At 38.4% G+C, this 17,860-nt stretch carries 16 protein-coding genes and 1 riboswitch; of the genes, 2 read left to right on the forward strand and 14 right to left on the reverse strand.

Going from position 1 to position 17,860, the window contains the following annotated elements; all coding sequences use genetic code 11:
• Positions 1-49 precede the first annotated feature (49 nt).
• Entirely contained in the window at positions 50-658 is a 609-nt protein-coding gene (locus tag ACE199_RS06410) for a succinate dehydrogenase cytochrome b558 subunit (protein WP_375349042.1), read from the reverse strand.
• Between the two features lie 375 nt (positions 659-1,033).
• Between ACE199_RS06410 and ACE199_RS06415 the strand changes: the two genes are divergently transcribed.
• Positions 1,034-1,486, forward strand: coding sequence for a YslB family protein (locus ACE199_RS06415; protein ID WP_252286941.1), 453 nt, complete (start codon positions 1,034-1,036; stop codon positions 1,484-1,486).
• 53 nt (positions 1,487-1,539) lie between these two features.
• Here the strand turns inward: ACE199_RS06415 and ACE199_RS06420 are convergent, their stop codons facing one another.
• From ACE199_RS06420 to zapA, 13 genes are all read right to left on the reverse strand, one after another.
• Positions 1,540-2,772 carry an aspartate kinase gene (locus ACE199_RS06420; protein ID WP_375349043.1) on the reverse strand — a complete coding sequence of 411 codons (1,233 nt, stop codon included), beginning with the start codon at positions 2,770-2,772 and terminating at the stop codon, positions 1,540-1,542.
• A gap of 119 nt (positions 2,773-2,891) precedes the next feature.
• Positions 2,892-3,068: riboswitch (Lysine riboswitch) on the reverse strand.
• Positions 3,069-3,129: 61 nt separating this feature from the next.
• Positions 3,130-4,902 carry an excinuclease ABC subunit UvrC gene (gene uvrC, locus ACE199_RS06425; RefSeq protein WP_375349044.1) on the reverse strand — a complete coding sequence of 591 codons (1,773 nt, stop codon included), beginning with the start codon at positions 4,900-4,902 and terminating at the stop codon, positions 3,130-3,132.
• Between the two features lie 222 nt (positions 4,903-5,124).
• Positions 5,125-5,439 (reverse strand): thioredoxin, encoded by a 315-nt coding sequence (gene trxA / locus ACE199_RS06430; protein WP_119116787.1) that lies wholly within the window; start codon positions 5,437-5,439, stop codon positions 5,125-5,127.
• 172 nt (positions 5,440-5,611) lie between these two features.
• The gene (locus ACE199_RS06435; RefSeq protein ID WP_127761572.1) at positions 5,612-6,589 is read right to left on the reverse strand and encodes an electron transfer flavoprotein subunit alpha/FixB family protein; all 978 of its coding nucleotides are present in this window, start codon (positions 6,587-6,589) and stop codon (positions 5,612-5,614) included.
• Positions 6,590-6,654: 65 nt separating this feature from the next.
• Entirely contained in the window at positions 6,655-7,428 is a 774-nt protein-coding gene (locus ACE199_RS06440; protein ID WP_252286947.1) for an electron transfer flavoprotein subunit beta/FixA family protein, read from the reverse strand.
• 133 nt (positions 7,429-7,561) lie between these two features.
• Complete coding sequence (locus ACE199_RS06445; protein ID WP_375349046.1) at positions 7,562-8,335, reverse strand: enoyl-CoA hydratase; 774 nt, start codon at positions 8,333-8,335, stop codon at positions 7,562-7,564.
• Between the two features lie 144 nt (positions 8,336-8,479).
• Positions 8,480-9,067, reverse strand: coding sequence for a fatty acid metabolism transcriptional regulator FadR (locus ACE199_RS06450; RefSeq protein WP_127761575.1), 588 nt, complete (start codon positions 9,065-9,067; stop codon positions 8,480-8,482).
• Positions 9,068-9,235: 168 nt separating this feature from the next.
• A complete protein-coding gene (locus tag ACE199_RS06455; protein WP_375349047.1) occupies positions 9,236-10,933 on the reverse strand; it encodes an AMP-binding protein in 1,698 nt (565 codons plus the stop codon).
• A 293-nt stretch (positions 10,934-11,226) separates the two neighbouring features.
• A complete protein-coding gene (locus ACE199_RS06460) occupies positions 11,227-11,634 on the reverse strand; it encodes a DUF350 domain-containing protein (RefSeq protein WP_127761577.1) in 408 nt (135 codons plus the stop codon).
• Between the two features lie 51 nt (positions 11,635-11,685).
• The gene (locus tag ACE199_RS06465; RefSeq protein WP_375349048.1) at positions 11,686-14,043 is read right to left on the reverse strand and encodes an endonuclease MutS2; all 2,358 of its coding nucleotides are present in this window, start codon (positions 14,041-14,043) and stop codon (positions 11,686-11,688) included.
• Between the two features lie 26 nt (positions 14,044-14,069).
• A complete protein-coding gene (gene polX / locus ACE199_RS06470; protein WP_375349049.1) occupies positions 14,070-15,788 on the reverse strand; it encodes a DNA polymerase/3'-5' exonuclease PolX in 1,719 nt (572 codons plus the stop codon).
• A gap of 151 nt (positions 15,789-15,939) precedes the next feature.
• A complete protein-coding gene (locus ACE199_RS06475) occupies positions 15,940-16,482 on the reverse strand; it encodes a CvpA family protein (protein ID WP_375349050.1) in 543 nt (180 codons plus the stop codon).
• A gap of 4 nt (positions 16,483-16,486) precedes the next feature.
• Positions 16,487-16,747, reverse strand: a complete 261-nt coding sequence (zapA, locus tag ACE199_RS06480; RefSeq protein WP_119116797.1) for a cell division protein ZapA — start codon at positions 16,745-16,747, stop codon at positions 16,487-16,489.
• 126 nt (positions 16,748-16,873) lie between these two features.
• Here zapA and rnhC point away from each other — a divergent pair, with 126 nt between their 5' ends.
• Positions 16,874-17,818, forward strand: a complete 945-nt coding sequence (gene rnhC / locus ACE199_RS06485) for a ribonuclease HIII (RefSeq protein ID WP_375349051.1) — start codon at positions 16,874-16,876, stop codon at positions 17,816-17,818.
• Positions 17,819-17,860: the final 42 nt, after the last annotated feature.

Raw genomic sequence — 17,860 nt, forward strand, 5'->3', positions numbered from 1 at the left:
GTCACTCCCTTATTTCCATTATCAAAGTCTTGTTATCTTCTTCCTGTTATCATACAAAAGCGAAAACTGCGCTAACACCAATGTAAGAAAGTACAACGAATACTACTAATGTAACATACGTCATAATTTTTTGTGATTTAGGTGTGATTGTTAATCCCCAGCTAACTGCAAATGACCATAATCCATTAGCAAAGTGGAAAATTGCTGAGATAATACCCACAATGTAGAATGCAATCATAGCTGGACTTGAGAAGATTTCAGCCATCATGTCAAAGTTAACTTCTGCTCCTAAAGCCTTTTGAACTCGAGTTTGCCAAATGTGCCAAACTAGGAAAATTAAAGTGATAATTCCAGTTACACGTTGTAACATGAACATCCAGTTACGGAAGAACCCGAATCTTCCTAAATTGTTTTTAGCTGTAAAAGCAATATAAATTCCATAAACAGCATGAAAAATCAATGGTAGATAAATGACAACCCACTCTACCACCATCAACATTGGCACATATTCAATTGAATGAGCCGCAGTATTGAAAGTTTCCTCTCCTTTTGTTGCCATAAAGTTCACTGATAGATGGAAGATGAGGAATAACCCGATTGGAATTACCCCAAGAAGTGAATGAAGCCTACGATTTCCAAACTCACGATTTTTTGCCACTAAGTGCCCCCCCTTAATTTGTGAAAAATCATGCTCAGATAAATTGGTGGCTACCTTTTATCCTCGCACAAATGCAAGCATAGAACTTTCCCTATACTTTTTTACAATTATGTGACACCACTATTTTACTCCTCACTTGTATGTGCGTCAAGAAAACGGATACAAGATTTCTTTTTTTCACGATAGAAATTCATGATAATCTACCAAGGTGAATTCTAAATTATCTAAATTTTTACAAAAATTATTATTATAGGCATCTATATCATGAAATAGCATGTTAATATTTCCCAATAATTCCCGAAAATATTTTAAAAAATAGTACAGCATCAAAATGAAAATTGTTTATAATAGATTTACAGAAAGAGGCGATTCACAATGAAAAAAAATCTCGCAGAAACTTTAGAAGACTCTGCAATAAACGAACTTCAAATTCCTACTTTTGGCTATGAACTCATTCGAGAAATTGTCTTAGATAATATCCTCGGACAAGACTCCTACCAAATCCTTTATTGGACTGGAAAACAGTTAGCTAGAAAGTTCCCTTTGAGTAGTATGGGTGAAGTGGTTGCATTTTTTCAAAGTGCTGGCTGGGGTGATTTAATCATCGAAAAAGAAACAAAAAATGAAATGGAACTCACCTTAACCGGAGAAATTATCAATCGCCGCCTAGAGCTCTATTCGGACTGCCATTTCCAACTAGAAACTGGATTCCTCGCCGAGCAGAGCGCCCTTCAAAAAAAATGCAGCAGTGAAGCAGTTGCTGAAATTAAAAAACGCGCAAAAAGAGTCATTTTCACGGTTCAATGGGATCCAAAAGATCCACTTTAATCGTGCTGTAAAACAGACTTACAATAAAGTAAGTCTGTTTTACACCTCTTTAATTAAGCTAACGTTTTTGAATGGGCACCTAAGTTGAAGGCAACATGCAGAGCTTCTACCGCTTTAACCATTTCCTGTTCATTGATAACAGTTGACACTTTAATTTCTGATGTACTAACCATTTTCACCTGGATTCCCGTATTCGCCATCACTTCAAACATTTCAGCTGCGACTCCAGGGTTTGAGACCATACCCGAACCAACGATTGATACTTTCGCTAAGCCATCTTCTGTTTCGATTCTTTCAAACTCAAGGTTCGGTTTATTACTTTCCAATACTTGAAGAGCTTCTTGAAGAGCCTCACTTTTAATTGAAAACGAAAGATTTGTTGTCTCTTCAGATGTCATTGTTTGAATAATGATATCTACGTTAATATGATGCTTTGCAAGCGTCGTAAAAATCGTTGATAAAGTGCTAAGTGTACGCGGTAAACCAAACACCGTCACACGTGTAATTTTATCTTCAAAGGCAATACCTCTTACAATTAAATTTTCTTCCATTGTTGCTTCCTCCTCAATAATCGTCCCTGATTCTTTCTCCATACTAGAACGTACTTCTAGTGGAATGTGGTAATTTTTAGCAAACTCAACCGCACGTGGGTGAAGTACGCCAGCTCCTAAATTTGCAAGTTCTAACATTTCATCATATGAAATCGATAAGAGCTTTCTCGCCTCTTTAATATAGCGTGGGTCCGTCGTAAATACGCCGGTTACGTCCGTATAAATGTCACAGCGTTGCGCTTTCAGTGCTGCAGCTAGTGCAACAGCTGTTGTATCTGAACCTCCGCGCCCTAATGTCGTAATATTCCCTTCCTCATCTACCCCTTGGAATCCAGCAACGACAATTACTTTCCCTGCATGTAGTTCCGCTTCCATACGTTTCGTATCAATTTGTAAAATGCGTGCATTTCCATGGACCGCTTCCGTTTGAATTCCTGCCTGCCATCCTGTAAATGAAATGGTTTGCTGACCTTGCTCAAGTAAGGCCATTGTTAATAAAGAAATCGTAACCTGCTCACCTGTTGACAGCAGCATATCCATTTCACGCTTACTTGGAGTAGCTGTAATTTCCTTTGCCATTGTTACCAATTCATCCGTTGTTTTGCCCATCGCTGACACGACGACAACGACATCGTTCCCTCTCTCTACTTCTTCCATGACCCGTCTTGCCACATTTTTAATTTTTGTGACACTTCCGACGGATGTACCGCCAAACTTCTGTACAATAATTGGCATATTCATTCATCCTCTCTGTTGTTTACACTAAACTGAATTTGATATGTACAAGCACAAAAAAAGCAACGAGATATATCTCATTGCTTTGTCCGCGAAAAATACTATAAATACGGCAAATACAGTGAGATAGCTCTCCAGGAAATTCTTCCTGACAGTCTGCCATTTATTCAATGTCAAACCAGAAAAACAAAGTATGAGTTTTGTTTTCCTTCGGCGATTTCCCCTTTCAAAACCTTTCACAGAAGCTCATACTTCTCCAGGTTTCTACTATTGAATCTCGCACCTCTATCAGCACTCTTTAATTGTCATGTTCAAAATTCTTCTTGAGTATAGCATAGAGGAGAAAGTGAATCAAGTTCATCTCTGAAATTTTTGGAAGATGGCCTCTGCTACTTTTTCGGGCATACCTGCTTGAACGAGCTCTTCAATAGAGGCTTCTTTTATTTTTTTAAGCGAACCGAATGATTTAAGCAATTGCTTACGCCTTTTCTCACCAACTCCTGAAATATCGTCAAGCTGTGAATGAATCGCATTTTTCCCACGAAGTTGCCGATGGAAGGTTATCGCAAATCGATGCACTTCATCTTGAATTCGCTGCAATAAATAAAACTCCTGACTCTGTCGATCAAGTGGAATAATTTCAAGCGGATTCCCTATCATCAATTCAGATGTACGATGCTTCTCATCCTTTACTAGACCAGCTAACGGTATATCGAGGCCTAATTCATTCTCCAAAATATCCCTAACCGCTTCAACATGTCCTTTTCCTCCGTCAATAATGATTAAATCCGGTAATGGCAGGCCTTCTTTTAACACACGTGAATATCTTCTGCGTACAACTTCCCGCATCGATTCATAATCATCCGGCCCTTGCACCGTTTTAATTTTATATTTGCGGTATTCTTTTTTTACTGGCTTCCCATCTATAAATACAACTAGTGCAGATACAGGATTTGTTCCTTGAATATTGGAGTTATCAAACGCTTCAATACGATGAGGTGTATAAATTCCTAACTGCTTCCCTAAATTCTCGACAGCCTTTATGGATCGTTCCTCATCTCGTTCAAGAAGAGAGAATTTTTCGTGTAGTGCTAATTTAGCATTTTTATTCGCTAAATCAAGCATGTCCTTTTTCTGACCACGTTTTGGTTGAATAATTTTCACATTGAGAAGACGTTCCGCTAGGTCTGCCTCAACTGTCTCTGGAATCAAAATTTCCTTTGGCTTTAAGTGATGATCCATTTCATAAAAACGGCCTAAAAAGGTAAGCAGTTCTTCCTCTGGTTCATTATAAGCTGGAAAAAGCGAAACATCGCGTTCAATTAATTTCCCCTGACGTACGAAAAACACCTGCACACACATCCAACCCTTATCATAGGCAAACCCAAAAATATCGCGATCTGTAAAATCATTCGTCATCATCTTTTGCTTTTCCATCGTAACATCAATATGAGCAATTTGGTCACGCAACTCCTTTGCTCGCTCAAAATCTAATTCTTCAGCAGCGGCATGCATGCTCTCTGTTAACGCCTTCTTTATTTCGACATGTCCGCCATTTAAGAAACGATTGATTTCATCTACAATTTGCGTATATTGTGCTTGCTCTACCTCCTTCACACAAGGAGCAAGACACTGACCTAAATGATAATAAAGGCACACTCGATTCGGCAGCGTATCGCATTTACGAAGCGGATAGATTCGATCAAGCAGCTTTTTCGTTTCAGTAGCAGCAGTCACATTGGGATACGGACCAAAATATTTCCCTTTGTCTTTTTTCACTTTCCTTGTAATAAGAAGGCGAGGATGCTTCTCTGCTGTAAGCTTAATAAATGGATACGTTTTATCATCCTTCAACATAATATTATATTTTGGATCGTGTTGTTTGATTAAGTTCAACTCTAAAATAAGAGCTTCAATATTAGAGGATGTGACAATGTATTCAAAGTCTTCAATTTCATTTACAAGTCGTAACGTTTTCCCATCATGTGAGCCTGTAAAATAAGAACGCACACGATTTTTAAGAACTTTTGCTTTCCCGACATAAATAACTGTCCCTTGACGGTCCTTCATTAAATAACAGCCAGGTTGATCTGGAAGAAGGGCTAATTTATTTTTGATTTGCTGATTCATGAACTTCCCCGCCTTATTATTTCTTCTTGTTATTACTATACAGGAAATACTCCTATCTTAAAAAATAACATCTACATTGTGAGGGACTAAAAACAAAACTTATCACCTGTAATAGCGAAAGTTAGTGTCTTTTCTTAATAGTTTAATCCTTAAAAACGATTAAACTTTCTTAAAGCAAAAAAAAATCTCCAAGTCTCAGACTCGAAGATTTCTTTGCAATCATTAAGCGTGTTTAGCAAGAAGTTCAGCTAAAGCTTCTTTTGGTTGGAAACCAACTACTTTATCGACAGCCTCACCGTCTTTAAGAACGATTAATGTTGGAATACTCATAACACCAAATTTACCAGCTGTTTCTTGGTTTTCATCAACATCCACTTTAACGATTTTCGCTTTACCAGCGATTTCACTATCAAGCTCTTCAAGAACAGGAGCAATCATTTTACAAGGTCCGCACCACGGAGCCCAAAAATCAACTAGAACAACACCTTCGTTTGTTTCAGCTGCAAAAGTTTGATCAGTTGCATTTACAATAGCCATTTATAAAATCCTCCTCATATTTACTCAAATAATCAAAAACAGTATACCATTGATGATTATGTTCGTGCTATTAATTTGCTTCATCGCTAATTTCCCCAAAACTATCTATGTATATGTACACGAAAAGATATTCATCAGACGAGCCGATGAATACCTTTTGTATTTCTATAATTTAAGCGTTTACTTTTAACTTCTTAAATTCTTCTGTTAAAAGTGGAACGACTTCAAATAGGTCACCAACAATACCGTAGTCAGCAACATTGAAGATGTTTGCTTCTGGATCTTTATTAATAGCAACGATTACTTTTGAGTTAGACATTCCTGCTAAATGTTGGATAGCTCCGGAAATCCCACATGCGATATATAAATCCGGTGTAACAACCTTTCCAGTTTGTCCAATTTGTAAAGAGTAATCACAATAATCTGCATCACAAGCACCACGAGAAGCCCCAACTGCTGCACCAAGAACTTCTGCAAGTTCTTTTAATGGTTCAAAGCCTTCTGCACTTTTCACACCACGACCACCAGAAATGATAACTTTTGCTTCTGAAAGATCTACACCTTCACTTGCTTTTCGAACAACATCTTTAATAATTGTACGTAAGTCTGTAATATTCGCAGACAGTGTAACAACATCCCCTGAACGAGACTCATCTTTTTGTAATGGTTCAATGTTATTTGGACGAATCGTTGCAAAAACTAGACCGCCTGTGACAATTTTCTTCTCAAATGCTTTACCAGAATAAATCGGGCGAGTAAACACAGTGTTTCCGCCTGCTACTTCAAGAGCTGTAACATCTGAGATTAAGCCTGCTTCTAATTTTCCAGCTATTTTTGGTGCTAAATCTTTTCCTAATGAAGTATGTCCGATAATTAAACCGTCTGGATTTTCTGCTTCAATCACAGCAAGCAAAGCCTGTGAGAAACCATCAGAAGTATATTGAGCTAGTTTAGCATCTTCTACAACGACCACTCGGTCTGCACCATACTGAATTAACTCCACTCCTAAAGCTTGAACGCTTTCTCCAATTAACACACCAACTACTTCTCCGCCGTCTGCAGCAACTTTTGCGGCACCAATTGCTTCAAATGATACATTTCTTAGTGAACCATCTCGAACTTCTCCTAATACAAGAAACTTGCTAGCCATTATAAAAACCTCCTGCGCTCTTTTTTATCTATTCACTCGTCTGTTTATTTCAAGATCTCTAATAATTAGATGACTTTTGCTTCACTGCGTAATAATTGAACAAGTTCACCAACTTGTGCAGAAATGTCACCACTTAGTACTTTTCCTGCTTCTTTTGTAGGTGGTAAAAAGATTTCGATTGTTTTTGTTTTCGCTTCCACATCATCTTCTTCTAGATCTAAATCATCTAATTCTAATTCTTCAAGCGGCTTTTTCTTCGCTTTCATGATTCCTGGTAAAGAAGGATAACGTGGCTCATTTAGACCTTGTTGTGCTGTTACTAACAGTGGAAGAGTCGTTTCAATTGTTTCTGAATCCCCTTCTACATCACGCGTAACACTTACTGTTGTACCTGCAATATTTAAATCTGTAATCGTTGTTACATAAGGAATATTAAGAAGTTCTGCAACACGTGGTCCCACTTGACCAGAACCGCCATCAATCGCTACATTTCCTGCTATAATAAGATCTACTTCTTGATCTTTTAAGTATTGAGCCAATACTTTCGCTGTTGTAAATTGATCTCCATTTTCTACGTCATCTTCAATATTAATTAACACTGCTTTATCGGCACCCATTGCTAAAGCCGTACGCAGTTGTTTTTCAGCTTCTTCGTTGCCGACAGAAACAACCGTTACTTCGCCGCCTTGAGCGTCTCTTACTTGAATCGCTTCTTCCACAGCATACTCATCATAAGGGTTAATAATAAATTCAGCTCCCTCTTCATTGATTTTGCCGTTAGAAAGCGTAATTTTTTCTTCTGTATCAAATGTTCTTTTCAGTAATACATAAATGTTCACGATAATCCCTCCTGAGTGTTTTAAATTCCTAAGATTCTGAAAAGTCAAAATCCATATATACTAAGTATTCTTCAAAATCCAACAAATTCCTTTAATATTTTAGAAAAAAATATATTTTTTTACGTTTTTTTACTTATTTACCTGTAAAAAGCGGTTCTCTTTTTTCAATGAATGCATTAATGCCTTCTTTTGCATCTTCTGAATCGAAAATTTTAGCAAATTGTGCTGCTTCATTTTCGACACCTTGGTAATAAGAATTATGCTTTGAATAGTTTAATAGTTCAATAATAGCTTTTAAAACAAGCGGACTTTTCTTCGCTACTTTAAAAGCTAGTTCTTTTGCTTTCGGAAGTAATTCTTCATCTGAATAAGCTTGATTCGCCAGTCCATATTGAACAGCTTCAATTCCTGTAATCGGTTCACTTGTGAATAACATTTCCGCAGCTTTTGCTGTACCAACATAGCGTGGAAGTCTTTGTGTACCTGCAAAACCTGGGATTAGACCTAATTGCAGCTCTGGTAAACCAAGCTTTGCTCGTTCTGTTACTAAGCGAATATGACAAGACATCGCTAATTCAAGACCACCGCCTAATGCAGCCCCGTGAATAGCAGCAATGACTGGCTTTGGAAACTTTTCGATTCTTTCAAATACCGCTTGACCATTAGCAGCGAAGGTCGAGAAAGCAGAACCACTTTCAATATTAGTAAACTCCTTAATATCAGCTCCTGCTGAAAAGAGTCTTCCTTCACCGTGGAGCAAGATAACTCGTACTTCTTCATTCTGGCTAATCTCATCTAAGAGTTCAGATATCTCCTTAATCATTCCTGAAGAAAGTGCATTTGCAGGTGCCCGATTAATAGTAACAAAAGCAACATGATTCTCAACTGAAAGCTTTAAGTACTCCATTTCTTCTCCTCCATCATTCTCGCTGAATTCTCAAGCCATAAATAAACGCTTGATATGTATCACTCTTCTTTTCCAATGGAAAAGTGAGCTTCATTATCGAGTTTAGTTGAGAGCGACGATATCGTCACTCTTATCTAAACATCGTTAATTACTAGAACTACAACCATTTGTTAATAATCGATGAACTTCTGGGACAAGATCTGTTAGTGAATATTTTTGGTCATTCATCACCCAAGTTGTTGCTACTTCATCCATTGTGCCAAAAATCATATTTTTCATGAGCTTGACATTAAGGGTAGACCTGAATTCTCCCGTTTCTTTTCCCTCGATAACAATTCGATCCACAAGGCTTAAATATCCTTTTAACACATCATTAATCCTATGACGTAATTCTTTATTAGATTGCCTTAATTCTAATTGAGTCACGATGGCTAAGTTCGGGTCTTCTGAAAGGATTTGAAAATGTTTTTGAATCAAGACAAACAATTTATCCACTGCGCTGGATTTTTCTTTAATACCTTCTTGAATCTGTTCAACAAAGTAACCCATTTTTTCCCGGAATAATGAAATCAAAATATCTTCTTTATTCTTAAAGTAAAGATAGATTGTCCCATCTGCTACTCCCGCCTGCTTAGCAATCTTTGATACTTGAGCTTGATGGTAACCATTTTGAGCAATAACAATAACGGCTGCATCAATAATTTGCATATACTTTGGCCTACTACTTTTCACTAGTTGTCTCCTTTCAGAAACATGAATGAATAATCATTCATGTTTCTATAATAAAGTGGTATTTTATTACTGTCAATAACATTTCTACAAAATAAACCCATTTATAGGATAACTTGTACAACCTAATTGTAGTTACGGAGCCAAAAATTATCGCTCCGCATAATACGATTATGCTTTCTTTTCATCTTCAGCCCATTTCTTTTTCTCTTCTTCTATGAGCACTCGACGTAAAATCTTCCCAATCGTTGTTTTAGGCAGCTCTTCTCTAAACTCATATAAGCGCGGAACTTTATAGGCGGCTAAATGCTTTCTAGCAAACTCATTAAGCTCCTGTTCCGTGACTGTATGACCAGATTTCAAAACGACATAAGCTTTGACCGTTTCACCACGATATGGATCAGGAATTCCAACGACTATTACTTCCTGCACCGCTTCATGTTCATATAGAACCTCTTCAATCTCCCTCGGATAAATATTAAAACCGCCTGCGATAATGGTATCTTTTTTACGTTCCACAACGTAGAAAAAGCCTTGTTCGTCCATATAGCCTAAATCTCCTGTTAAAAGCCAGCCGTTTTTGAATGTATTTTCCGTATCCTCTGGGCGATTCCAATACCCTTTCATCACTTGGGGACCTTTAATACCAATCTCCCCTATTTCATTCGGCCCTAATGGTTCGCCTGTTTCTAACGATAAAATCGCAGCTTCCGTATCCGGCCACGGGACTCCAACACTTCCCTTTACACGCGGTTCATCCCAAATAAAGTTAGCATGCGTGACGGGAGACGTTTCAGAAAGCCCATATCCTTCTACCAATTTTCCGCCTGTGACCCGTTCAAATTGTTCCTGTACTTCTAGAGGTAGAGGAGCGGAACCACTTAGGCAGGCTTTAATAGAAGAAAGGTCATACTTCTTCAAATCAGGGTGATTCAAAATTCCAATATAAATAGTCGGTGCTCCAGGAAATATTGTCGGTTTGTGCTTATGAATCGTTTTTAACACCGTTTCTACATCAAATTTCGGTAAAAGAAGCATCATATTGCCATCCAAAACGGACAGCAGCAATACAGTTGTCATGCCATATACATGAAAAAACGGCAAAATACCAAGCACCTTTTCCTGACCTGGTTTACTTTTATATAACCAAGCCTGACACATCTTCGTATTAGCGATTAAGTTTTTATGCGTCAGCATAACTCCCTTTGGAAATCCTGTTGTCCCCCCTGTATATTGTAATAGGGCTACATCATGGTCGATATCGCATGAACTAGATATTTCTTCTGGTACATCCTGCTTCATCACTTCTTTAAATAAATGATGATTGCCAGCATGCTCTACTTTTACAACGATACCGTATTGTTTCTTTTGAATAGAAGGATATATAAGGTTTTTTGGAAAAGGAAGGTAGTCTTTGATAGCGGTTACAATAATATGTTGGATATTCGTTTTCGGGGCAATCTTTGCAACACGCGGAAACAAAATATCCATCGTGACAATTATTTTCGCTTCTGCATCTTTCATTTGATACTCTAACTCTCGTTCTGTATATGTGGGATTAGTCTGTACAACAACGCCTTCAGCCATCAAAATACCGAAATACGAAATAACAGACTGTGGACAGTTGGGCAATAAAATAGCAACACGATCACCTTTTTCAAGACCTAATTCTTTCAAATAAGCAGCAAACTTTAAAGAAGATTCATACACTTCCTTAAATGTAAGCTCTCTACCCATAAAATGAATAGATACTTTATAAGGATGTTTCACAGCAGATTCCTTTAAATATGTCTGCACAGGCTTATCATCATAAATCAACGTCGTCGGTATCCCCTCTGGATACATCTGTTGCCATGGTTTATTGCTCATTTAACCCCTCCCTTAATTAATATTTACTAATCATTACCATTATAATATAATTAACATTTTCTTACAATTGGCGTTCGAAACAATTTTTAAATCATGCTATTCATCTTTGATCCATTGCAGGAGAAGCCATAAGAAAAGAGAGGGCACTATCATATGCACCTCTCCTTTCTTTATCCGTATTCCTTTACACTTTCATAAATAAATAAACAACACCTAATAAAATAAAAAGTCCACAGCAAACTAATAATATTTTCGCTAGTTTCTCCACAGCTTTCTTCCTTTCGCAAGAGGCATCAGGAAATTCCAGAGCCGATGACAAAAGATAAACCAATTGAAATCATCATCGATAGAAAGCCAACCGCCCGATTATCTTTTTGGATTTCTTCATCTATTTTAAACGCGGGTGTCATAAATTCAAAAATAAAATAACCAATTACAAGAAAAACAAAACCATAGACTCCCCAACCAATCATCGTCAATAAAGAATCATTTTGTAAAATGGATTGGCGAAACACGTTGGAAATCCCTAAAATTTTCCCTCCTGTGGCCATAGCCACAGATAGATTTCCACGCTTAATTTCTTCCCAATTTTTATACTTCGTTACAAGCTCAAAAACGGTTAAAAAGACAATGATGCATAAGATCACGACACTATAGCGAGCAGCAATGTACACATATTCATTTCCCCAAATCTCATCCATATTCCACTACTCCCACATGGTAACTGACCAAGTTCTTAAGTCTGTTTCCGTTTATTTAAATTCTACAATCGTAACACCACTGCCGCCTTCGCCTGCTTCTCCAAAACGAATCCGTTTAACCGAGCGATGACTTTTCAAATATTCTTGAACGCCTTGTCTTAGAGCTCCCGTGCCTTTTCCATGGATGATGGACACTCTTGGATAGCTCGCTAAAAGTGCATCATCAATATATTTTTCAACCCTTGAAAGTGCATTTTCATAGCGCTCCCCACGAAGATCCAGCTCGAGACTAACATGGTAGTCTTTCCCCTTAATTGTCGTAAGCGGCTTCGTTTGTTTTTCTTTTTGAGCTGACTTAATAAATTCAAGGTCTGCTTCTTTTACTTTCATCTTCATAATACCCATTTGTACATGCCATTCATCAGACGATGCTTTTTCAATTAAATAGCCTTTTTGCCCGAAGCTTGTCACTTTCACTTCATCGCCAGGCTGCCATGCCCGTTTTTGCGATGATACTGCCATTTTCGGTGATTTTTTCAGCTCAGGTGCAGCCTCTTCTAATCGTTTCTTTGCATCAATTAATTCATGCTCCTTGACATCTGCTTGCTTCTCCAAACGAAGCTTGCGTAAATCTCTAATAATCTTTTCTGCTTCTTTTTTTGCATTTTCAACAATAGCGGCTGCTTCCGTTGATGCTTTCTCCATCAGCTTGTCACGTTCATTGTAATATTCCGCAATTTGTTGCTGCAAGTCTCGATGCAGTTTTTCCGATTGCTTTAAATAATCCGCCGCTTCTTTCTCTTCTTCCTCTGCCTGACGACGACTTGCTTCTAATGAGGCAATCATCGTTTCAACTTGATTCGTCTCCTCACCAATATGGCTTCGCGCATGATTAATGACTTTCTCATTTAAGCCAAGACGTTTTGAAATTTCAAATGCATTACTTCGACCAGGTACACCAATCAATAGCTTATACGTTGGTCTTAATGACTCCACATCAAATTCAACGCTTGCATTAATTACACCCTCACGGTCATAACCATAAGCCTTTAATTCTGGATAATGAGTCGTCGCAATAACTCGGGCACCCCGCTTATACACTTCATCTAAAATAGAAATCGCTAAAGCCGCTCCTTCTTGCGGGTCAGTTCCTGCTCCAAGCTCATCAAATAAAACTAAACTTTCATGATCCACATGCTCCAAAATTTCAACAATATTGACCATATGAGAAGAAAATGTACTTAAGCTTTGCTCAATTGACTGTTCATCGCCAATATCAGCATATACTGCTGAAAAAACAGCTACTTCTGAACCATCAAGGGCTGGAATCTGTAATCCAGCTTGCGCCATCAACGTACAAAGTCCAATCGTTTTTAACGTGACGGTCTTCCCGCCTGTATTCGGACCGGTAATCACGATTGTTGTAAACTCTTCTCCTAAGAAAATATCGTTTGCCACCACGACATCAGCTGGAATAAGCGGGTGCTTCGCTTTAAATAGTTTCACTCGGCCTTCTTGATTCAGCTGTGGTTTAGAACCATTAATCATTTTCGCATAACGGGCTTTTGCAAATACAAAATCGAGCTGAGCCAGTACCGCTACATTATGTAATAATTCAGACGTATACTCACCGACCTTCACAGACAGCTCCGTTAAAATACGTTCAATTTCTAACTGCTCTTTCACCCGTGTTTCTTGCAAAGCATTATTCAGCTGTACAATTGCCTGCGGTTCAATAAATAATGTTTGACCTGAAGAAGATTGGTCATGAATAATGCCACCATAATGACTGCGATATTCTTGTTTAACTGGAATAACGAAACGATCATTTCGAATCGTCACAATGGCATCCGATAACATCTTAGAAGCATTGGAAGAACGAATCATACTTTCTAACTTTTCCCGTACGCGGCTTTCATTTGTTCGCAGCTGATTGCGAAGCGTACGCAATTGCTCACTAGCTGAATCAAGCACCTCGCCATGCTCACTAATGGCATACGTAATCGCCTGTTGTAAATCAATCAACGGGTGAAGCGACTCAATATATTCCGTTAACAGCACCGTCTCAATTTCTTGCTCGGCCATCTCTTCAAAAAAGCGGTTTAATACGCGCCCTGCTCGAATCGTACTTGCAATCTCCATCAGTTCAATCGGTGATAACATTCCGCCAATTTGTGCCCGCTTTGCATGAGGACGAATATCGAAAATTCCTCCTAAAGGAACATTTCCTTTCAACCGAAGCACTTTTGCACTTTCATCCGTTTCTTCCTGCCATCTAACAACTTCATCAAAATCAGTAGATGGAGCTAATTGTACTGCCTTGTCCTTCCCAATTGACGACGTACAATGGGAAACTAATTGTTCTTTAATTTTTGTAAATTCTAATGTGTTCAATGCTTTTTGATGCATGGAGATAAAAAAGCCTCCTTGTCAGGTTAGTTATTTCTATTTAAAAATGTAAGTAATTCATCAGCACTCTTAGCATTTAAGACAGATGATTTTTTCAGCCAGCCTTTTTTCGCCGCAGAGACACCAATTTCCATATGTTCAAGCATGTCGATATTATGCGCATCCGTATTAATGATAATCGGTACACCCGCTTCTTGGGCTTTTCGTAAATAGGGTGCTGCTAAATCAAGGCGATGCGGGTTTGCATTTAACTCTAATGCAGTATTCGTTTCACGTGCCAATTCGATAAGCATTTCAATATCTACATCATAGCCTGCTCGTTTGCCAATAATTCTTCCTGTCGGGTGAGCAATAATATCCACATGCGGGTTATAAAGTGCTGTTTTCAAACGCTCCATAATGACTTCACGCGATTGTGAGAAGCTTGAGTGAATCGAAGCAATAACAAGGTCCATCTCCGCTAATAGTTCATTATCGAAATCGAGCGTTCCATCTGGTAAAATATCCATTTCAATGCCTGATAAAATCGTTATATCGTCATACTGTTCATTTAATTTATGAATGATTTTCTTTTGCTCACGCAAACGCTCAGCTGTTAAGCCATTAGCTACCTTTAAATACTGCGAATGATCAGTAATCGCCATATATCGATAGCCTTTAGCACGGCAAGCTTCAATCATTTCTTCAATTGAATACGCACCATCGCTCCATGTCGTATGCATATGAAGGTCACCTTGAATATCAGCAAGTGAAATCAACGGCTCATGTCCGTCATATTGATCTACTTCCGTCCCATCCTCCCGTAATTCTGGAGGAATAAACGGCAAGCCAAAATGCTGATAAAATTGTTCCTCTGTTTCAAATGTAAGTACATCACCTGTTTCTATATTCTCTACACCATATTCACTAATTTTCTCTCCACGATCTTTCGCAAGCTGACGCATACGCACATTATGATCCTTTGAACCAGTAAAATGATGCAGCGTTGTAATAAATTCAACATCTTTTACAATACGGAAATCAACAGATACATCGTATTCACCATCCAAGACAACCGACACTTTCGTATCACCCGCGGCAATAACCTGCTTAATACGCGGCAATGCTAAAAGCTGTTCTTTCACAATTTCCGGCTCATCGGTAGATACAATAAAGTCTAAGTCTTTAATCGTTTCACGCATACGACGAATACTTCCTGCCCGTGACGAACGAATAACCGCTTTCATATTTGCTAACGCTCGTTCAATTTCCTCGGCAATAGGCAGCATAAATGATAATGGCAATCGTTCTGGCCGTGCCCCCGCTTCATCAATTGCCGCAAGAATTTTCTCTTCTGTTTTTTTACCAAAACCCGTTAGTGCACTTACTTTCCCTTCTTCACAGGCTACCTTCAAATCGTTCATATCACGGATATGAAGCTCTTTATGTAGCTTAGCAATTTTTTTCCCACCAAGACCTTGAAGCTTTAAAAGAGGAATTAACCCTTTTGGCACCTCCTCTTGTAACTCTTCTAAAACCGTCGATTTGCCTTCTTGGATAAATTCATCAATGACAGCCGCTGTCCCCTTCCCAATCCCGCTAAGCGCTGTAAAATCATCAATCGCTGACAAGCTGCGATCATCTGCTTCAAGTGCTGCTGCTGCTTTACGGAACGCTGACACCTTGAATGGGTTATCCCCTTTTAACTCCATATATATCGCAATCGTTTCCAATAATTTAATAAGATCTTTTTTATTAATAGACATTTTTTTTCACCTGCCAAAAAATTAATGAATCAAGTTTTCTTTAAAGATACCGTTTCTTTCTTTAAAGCACAAGCATTCTTAATACGTTAAAAAGGGTCTCTTTCCCCACAAAAGATAGCAATCTATCATTTCGTTAAGGAAAGGCAGACCCTTAAGAAGGTACATTATGAAACCAAAGCTTCTCTACTTGATTAGATAAAAACGGTGTATCTCTCACAATAGCTTCTGCTAGAAATGAGCCATTTAACGGTTCTTGAACCGCATCCATTGGCAAAAGAGCTACAATATATAATATAATAAACAAGATTAAATAGACTTCCATAAATCCTAATATACCGCCACCCCAGCGATTCAGCTGTTTTAAAATAGGCAAGTGTGCAATAAAATCAAGCATCGCCCCAATCATATGCCATACAATTTTCGTAATAAAGAAAATAATAGCAAAAGCAATTGCATTATAATAAGCAGTATCTAAACCGACTGTATCAAAAAACATCTTTAATGTACTTGAATCGCCCATCGCCGGGAATGGAACCCATAAATTCAGTTTTGGAGCCAGTTCATCATAATATACATAGGCCACAATAAACGCGACAATAAAGCCGGTCAAGTGGATGATTTGTAATATAAAGCCGCGCCTTAAACCAATTAACAATCCGATGAGAAGGATAGCTAAGATTGCCAAATCAAACATAAACTCAGTCCTTTTCTTTCTGTAATTCCAGTTGAAGCTGGTGCAATTGTTCTTGGATTTTGAGGTAATCATGTATCGTATTGACCGCCGTCAGCACTGCTAGTTTACTCGTATCCAGGCTCGGATTTTTCACACTAATTTCTCTCATTTTCTCGTCAACCATCGAAGCTACTTGGCGAATATGACTTGCGCTTTCGGCACCGACGATCGTATATGGTTGACCATATATATCTACTGTAACTCTATTTCGTGTATCGTCTGACAAAATGATGCCTCCAATCTAAACAATCCTGTACTCCCTATCATATCATGATATTTTTCGTCATGAAAGAGAGAGGCTCGTCAATTTATGGCTAATTTTGTAAAAATAAAATAAAAGGAGACGATTTTGATGTCCCATGTTGTCCTACTCGTTCATGCATCACAAATATACAAAATGAAAGAGCATTATAAAGATTCCCTTGTTAATACATTACCACCAGGCAGCTTATTTAGCGCACGACCGGCCCATTGTGCCATCACCGCCTATAAATCAGGAAAAGTGTTATTCCAAGGAGCAAATGCCGAAAAAGAAGCGGTGAAATGGAAAGAAAACGCTCAAACAGCTCCAGCAGCCAAAAAAACACCATCTGTAAAAACACATCGTTATTCGCCACCGACTAACATCGGCACCCTATCTGTTGTCGGCTCCGATGAAGTTGGTACCGGTGACTACTTTGGTCCAATGACTGTTGTGGCGGTTTATGCAAAGAAAGAACAGCTAACCCTGTTAAAAGAGCTCGGCGTTCAAGATTCTAAAAATTTAAAAGACCCGCAAATTATCGAGATTGCTAAGTTAATTAAGGATGTTGTCCCATTCAGCCTGTTAACTTGCGACAATCCAAAATATAATACGCTTCAAGCAAAAGGCATGTCACAAGGTAAAATCAAGGCACTGCTACATAATCAAGCAATTAAACATGTATTAACAAAAATTGAGCCTGAAAAGCCTGATGCTGTCTTAATTGACCAGTTTGCTGAACCCGGTGTATTCTTCAATTATTTAAAAGGACAAGAACTATTTCAAGCAGATGCTACCTATTTAAGCACAAAAGCAGAAGGCGTTCACCTAAGCGTGGCCGCGGCCTCCATTCTGGCTCGCTATGCTTTTATTCGACGCTTCGAACAGCTTAGTGAAAAAGCAGGCTTTACCATTCCAAAAGGTGCTGGTTCTAAAGTCGATGAAGCAGCTGCTCGTTTAATTCATGAAAAAGGAACAGAGGCATTGCATGAATTTACAAAAGTTCATTTTGCCAATACGGAAAAAGCGAAGAATTTGTATAAAAAGAAATATTAACGATAAGACACCCACCATTTCAGAAAATGGTGGGTGTCTTTA

Source organism: Peribacillus sp. Hz7 (assembly GCF_042136355.1).
Taxonomy (GTDB): Bacteria; Bacillota; Bacilli; order Bacillales; family DSM-1321; genus Peribacillus; species Peribacillus asahii_A.

Coding starts and splice junctions, on each gene's coding strand:
- ACE199_RS06435 (WP_127761572.1), bottom strand. CDS start 6,589: ATGGCTAGCAAGTTTCTTGTATTAGGAGAAGTTCGAGATGGTTCACTA.
- uvrC (WP_375349044.1), bottom strand. CDS start 4,902: ATGAATCAGCAAATCAAAAATAAATTAGCCCTTCTTCCAGATCAACCT.
- ACE199_RS06415 (WP_252286941.1), top strand. CDS start 1,034: ATGAAAAAAAATCTCGCAGAAACTTTAGAAGACTCTGCAATAAACGAA.
- ACE199_RS06455 (WP_375349047.1), bottom strand. CDS start 10,933: ATGAGCAATAAACCATGGCAACAGATGTATCCAGAGGGGATACCGACG.
- rnhC (WP_375349051.1), top strand. CDS start 16,874: ATGTCCCATGTTGTCCTACTCGTTCATGCATCACAAATATACAAAATG.
- trxA (WP_119116787.1), bottom strand. CDS start 5,439: ATGGCTATTGTAAATGCAACTGATCAAACTTTTGCAGCTGAAACAAAC.
- ACE199_RS06475 (WP_375349050.1), bottom strand. CDS start 16,482: ATGTTTGATTTGGCAATCTTAGCTATCCTTCTCATCGGATTGTTAATT.
- ACE199_RS06420 (WP_375349043.1), bottom strand. CDS start 2,772: ATGCCAATTATTGTACAGAAGTTTGGCGGTACATCCGTCGGAAGTGTC.
- ACE199_RS06465 (WP_375349048.1), bottom strand. CDS start 14,043: ATGCATCAAAAAGCATTGAACACATTAGAATTTACAAAAATTAAAGAA.
- ACE199_RS06445 (WP_375349046.1), bottom strand. CDS start 8,335: ATGGAGTACTTAAAGCTTTCAGTTGAGAATCATGTTGCTTTTGTTACT.
- ACE199_RS06460 (WP_127761577.1), bottom strand. CDS start 11,634: ATGGATGAGATTTGGGGAAATGAATATGTGTACATTGCTGCTCGCTAT.
- polX (WP_375349049.1), bottom strand. CDS start 15,788: ATGTCTATTAATAAAAAAGATCTTATTAAATTATTGGAAACGATTGCG.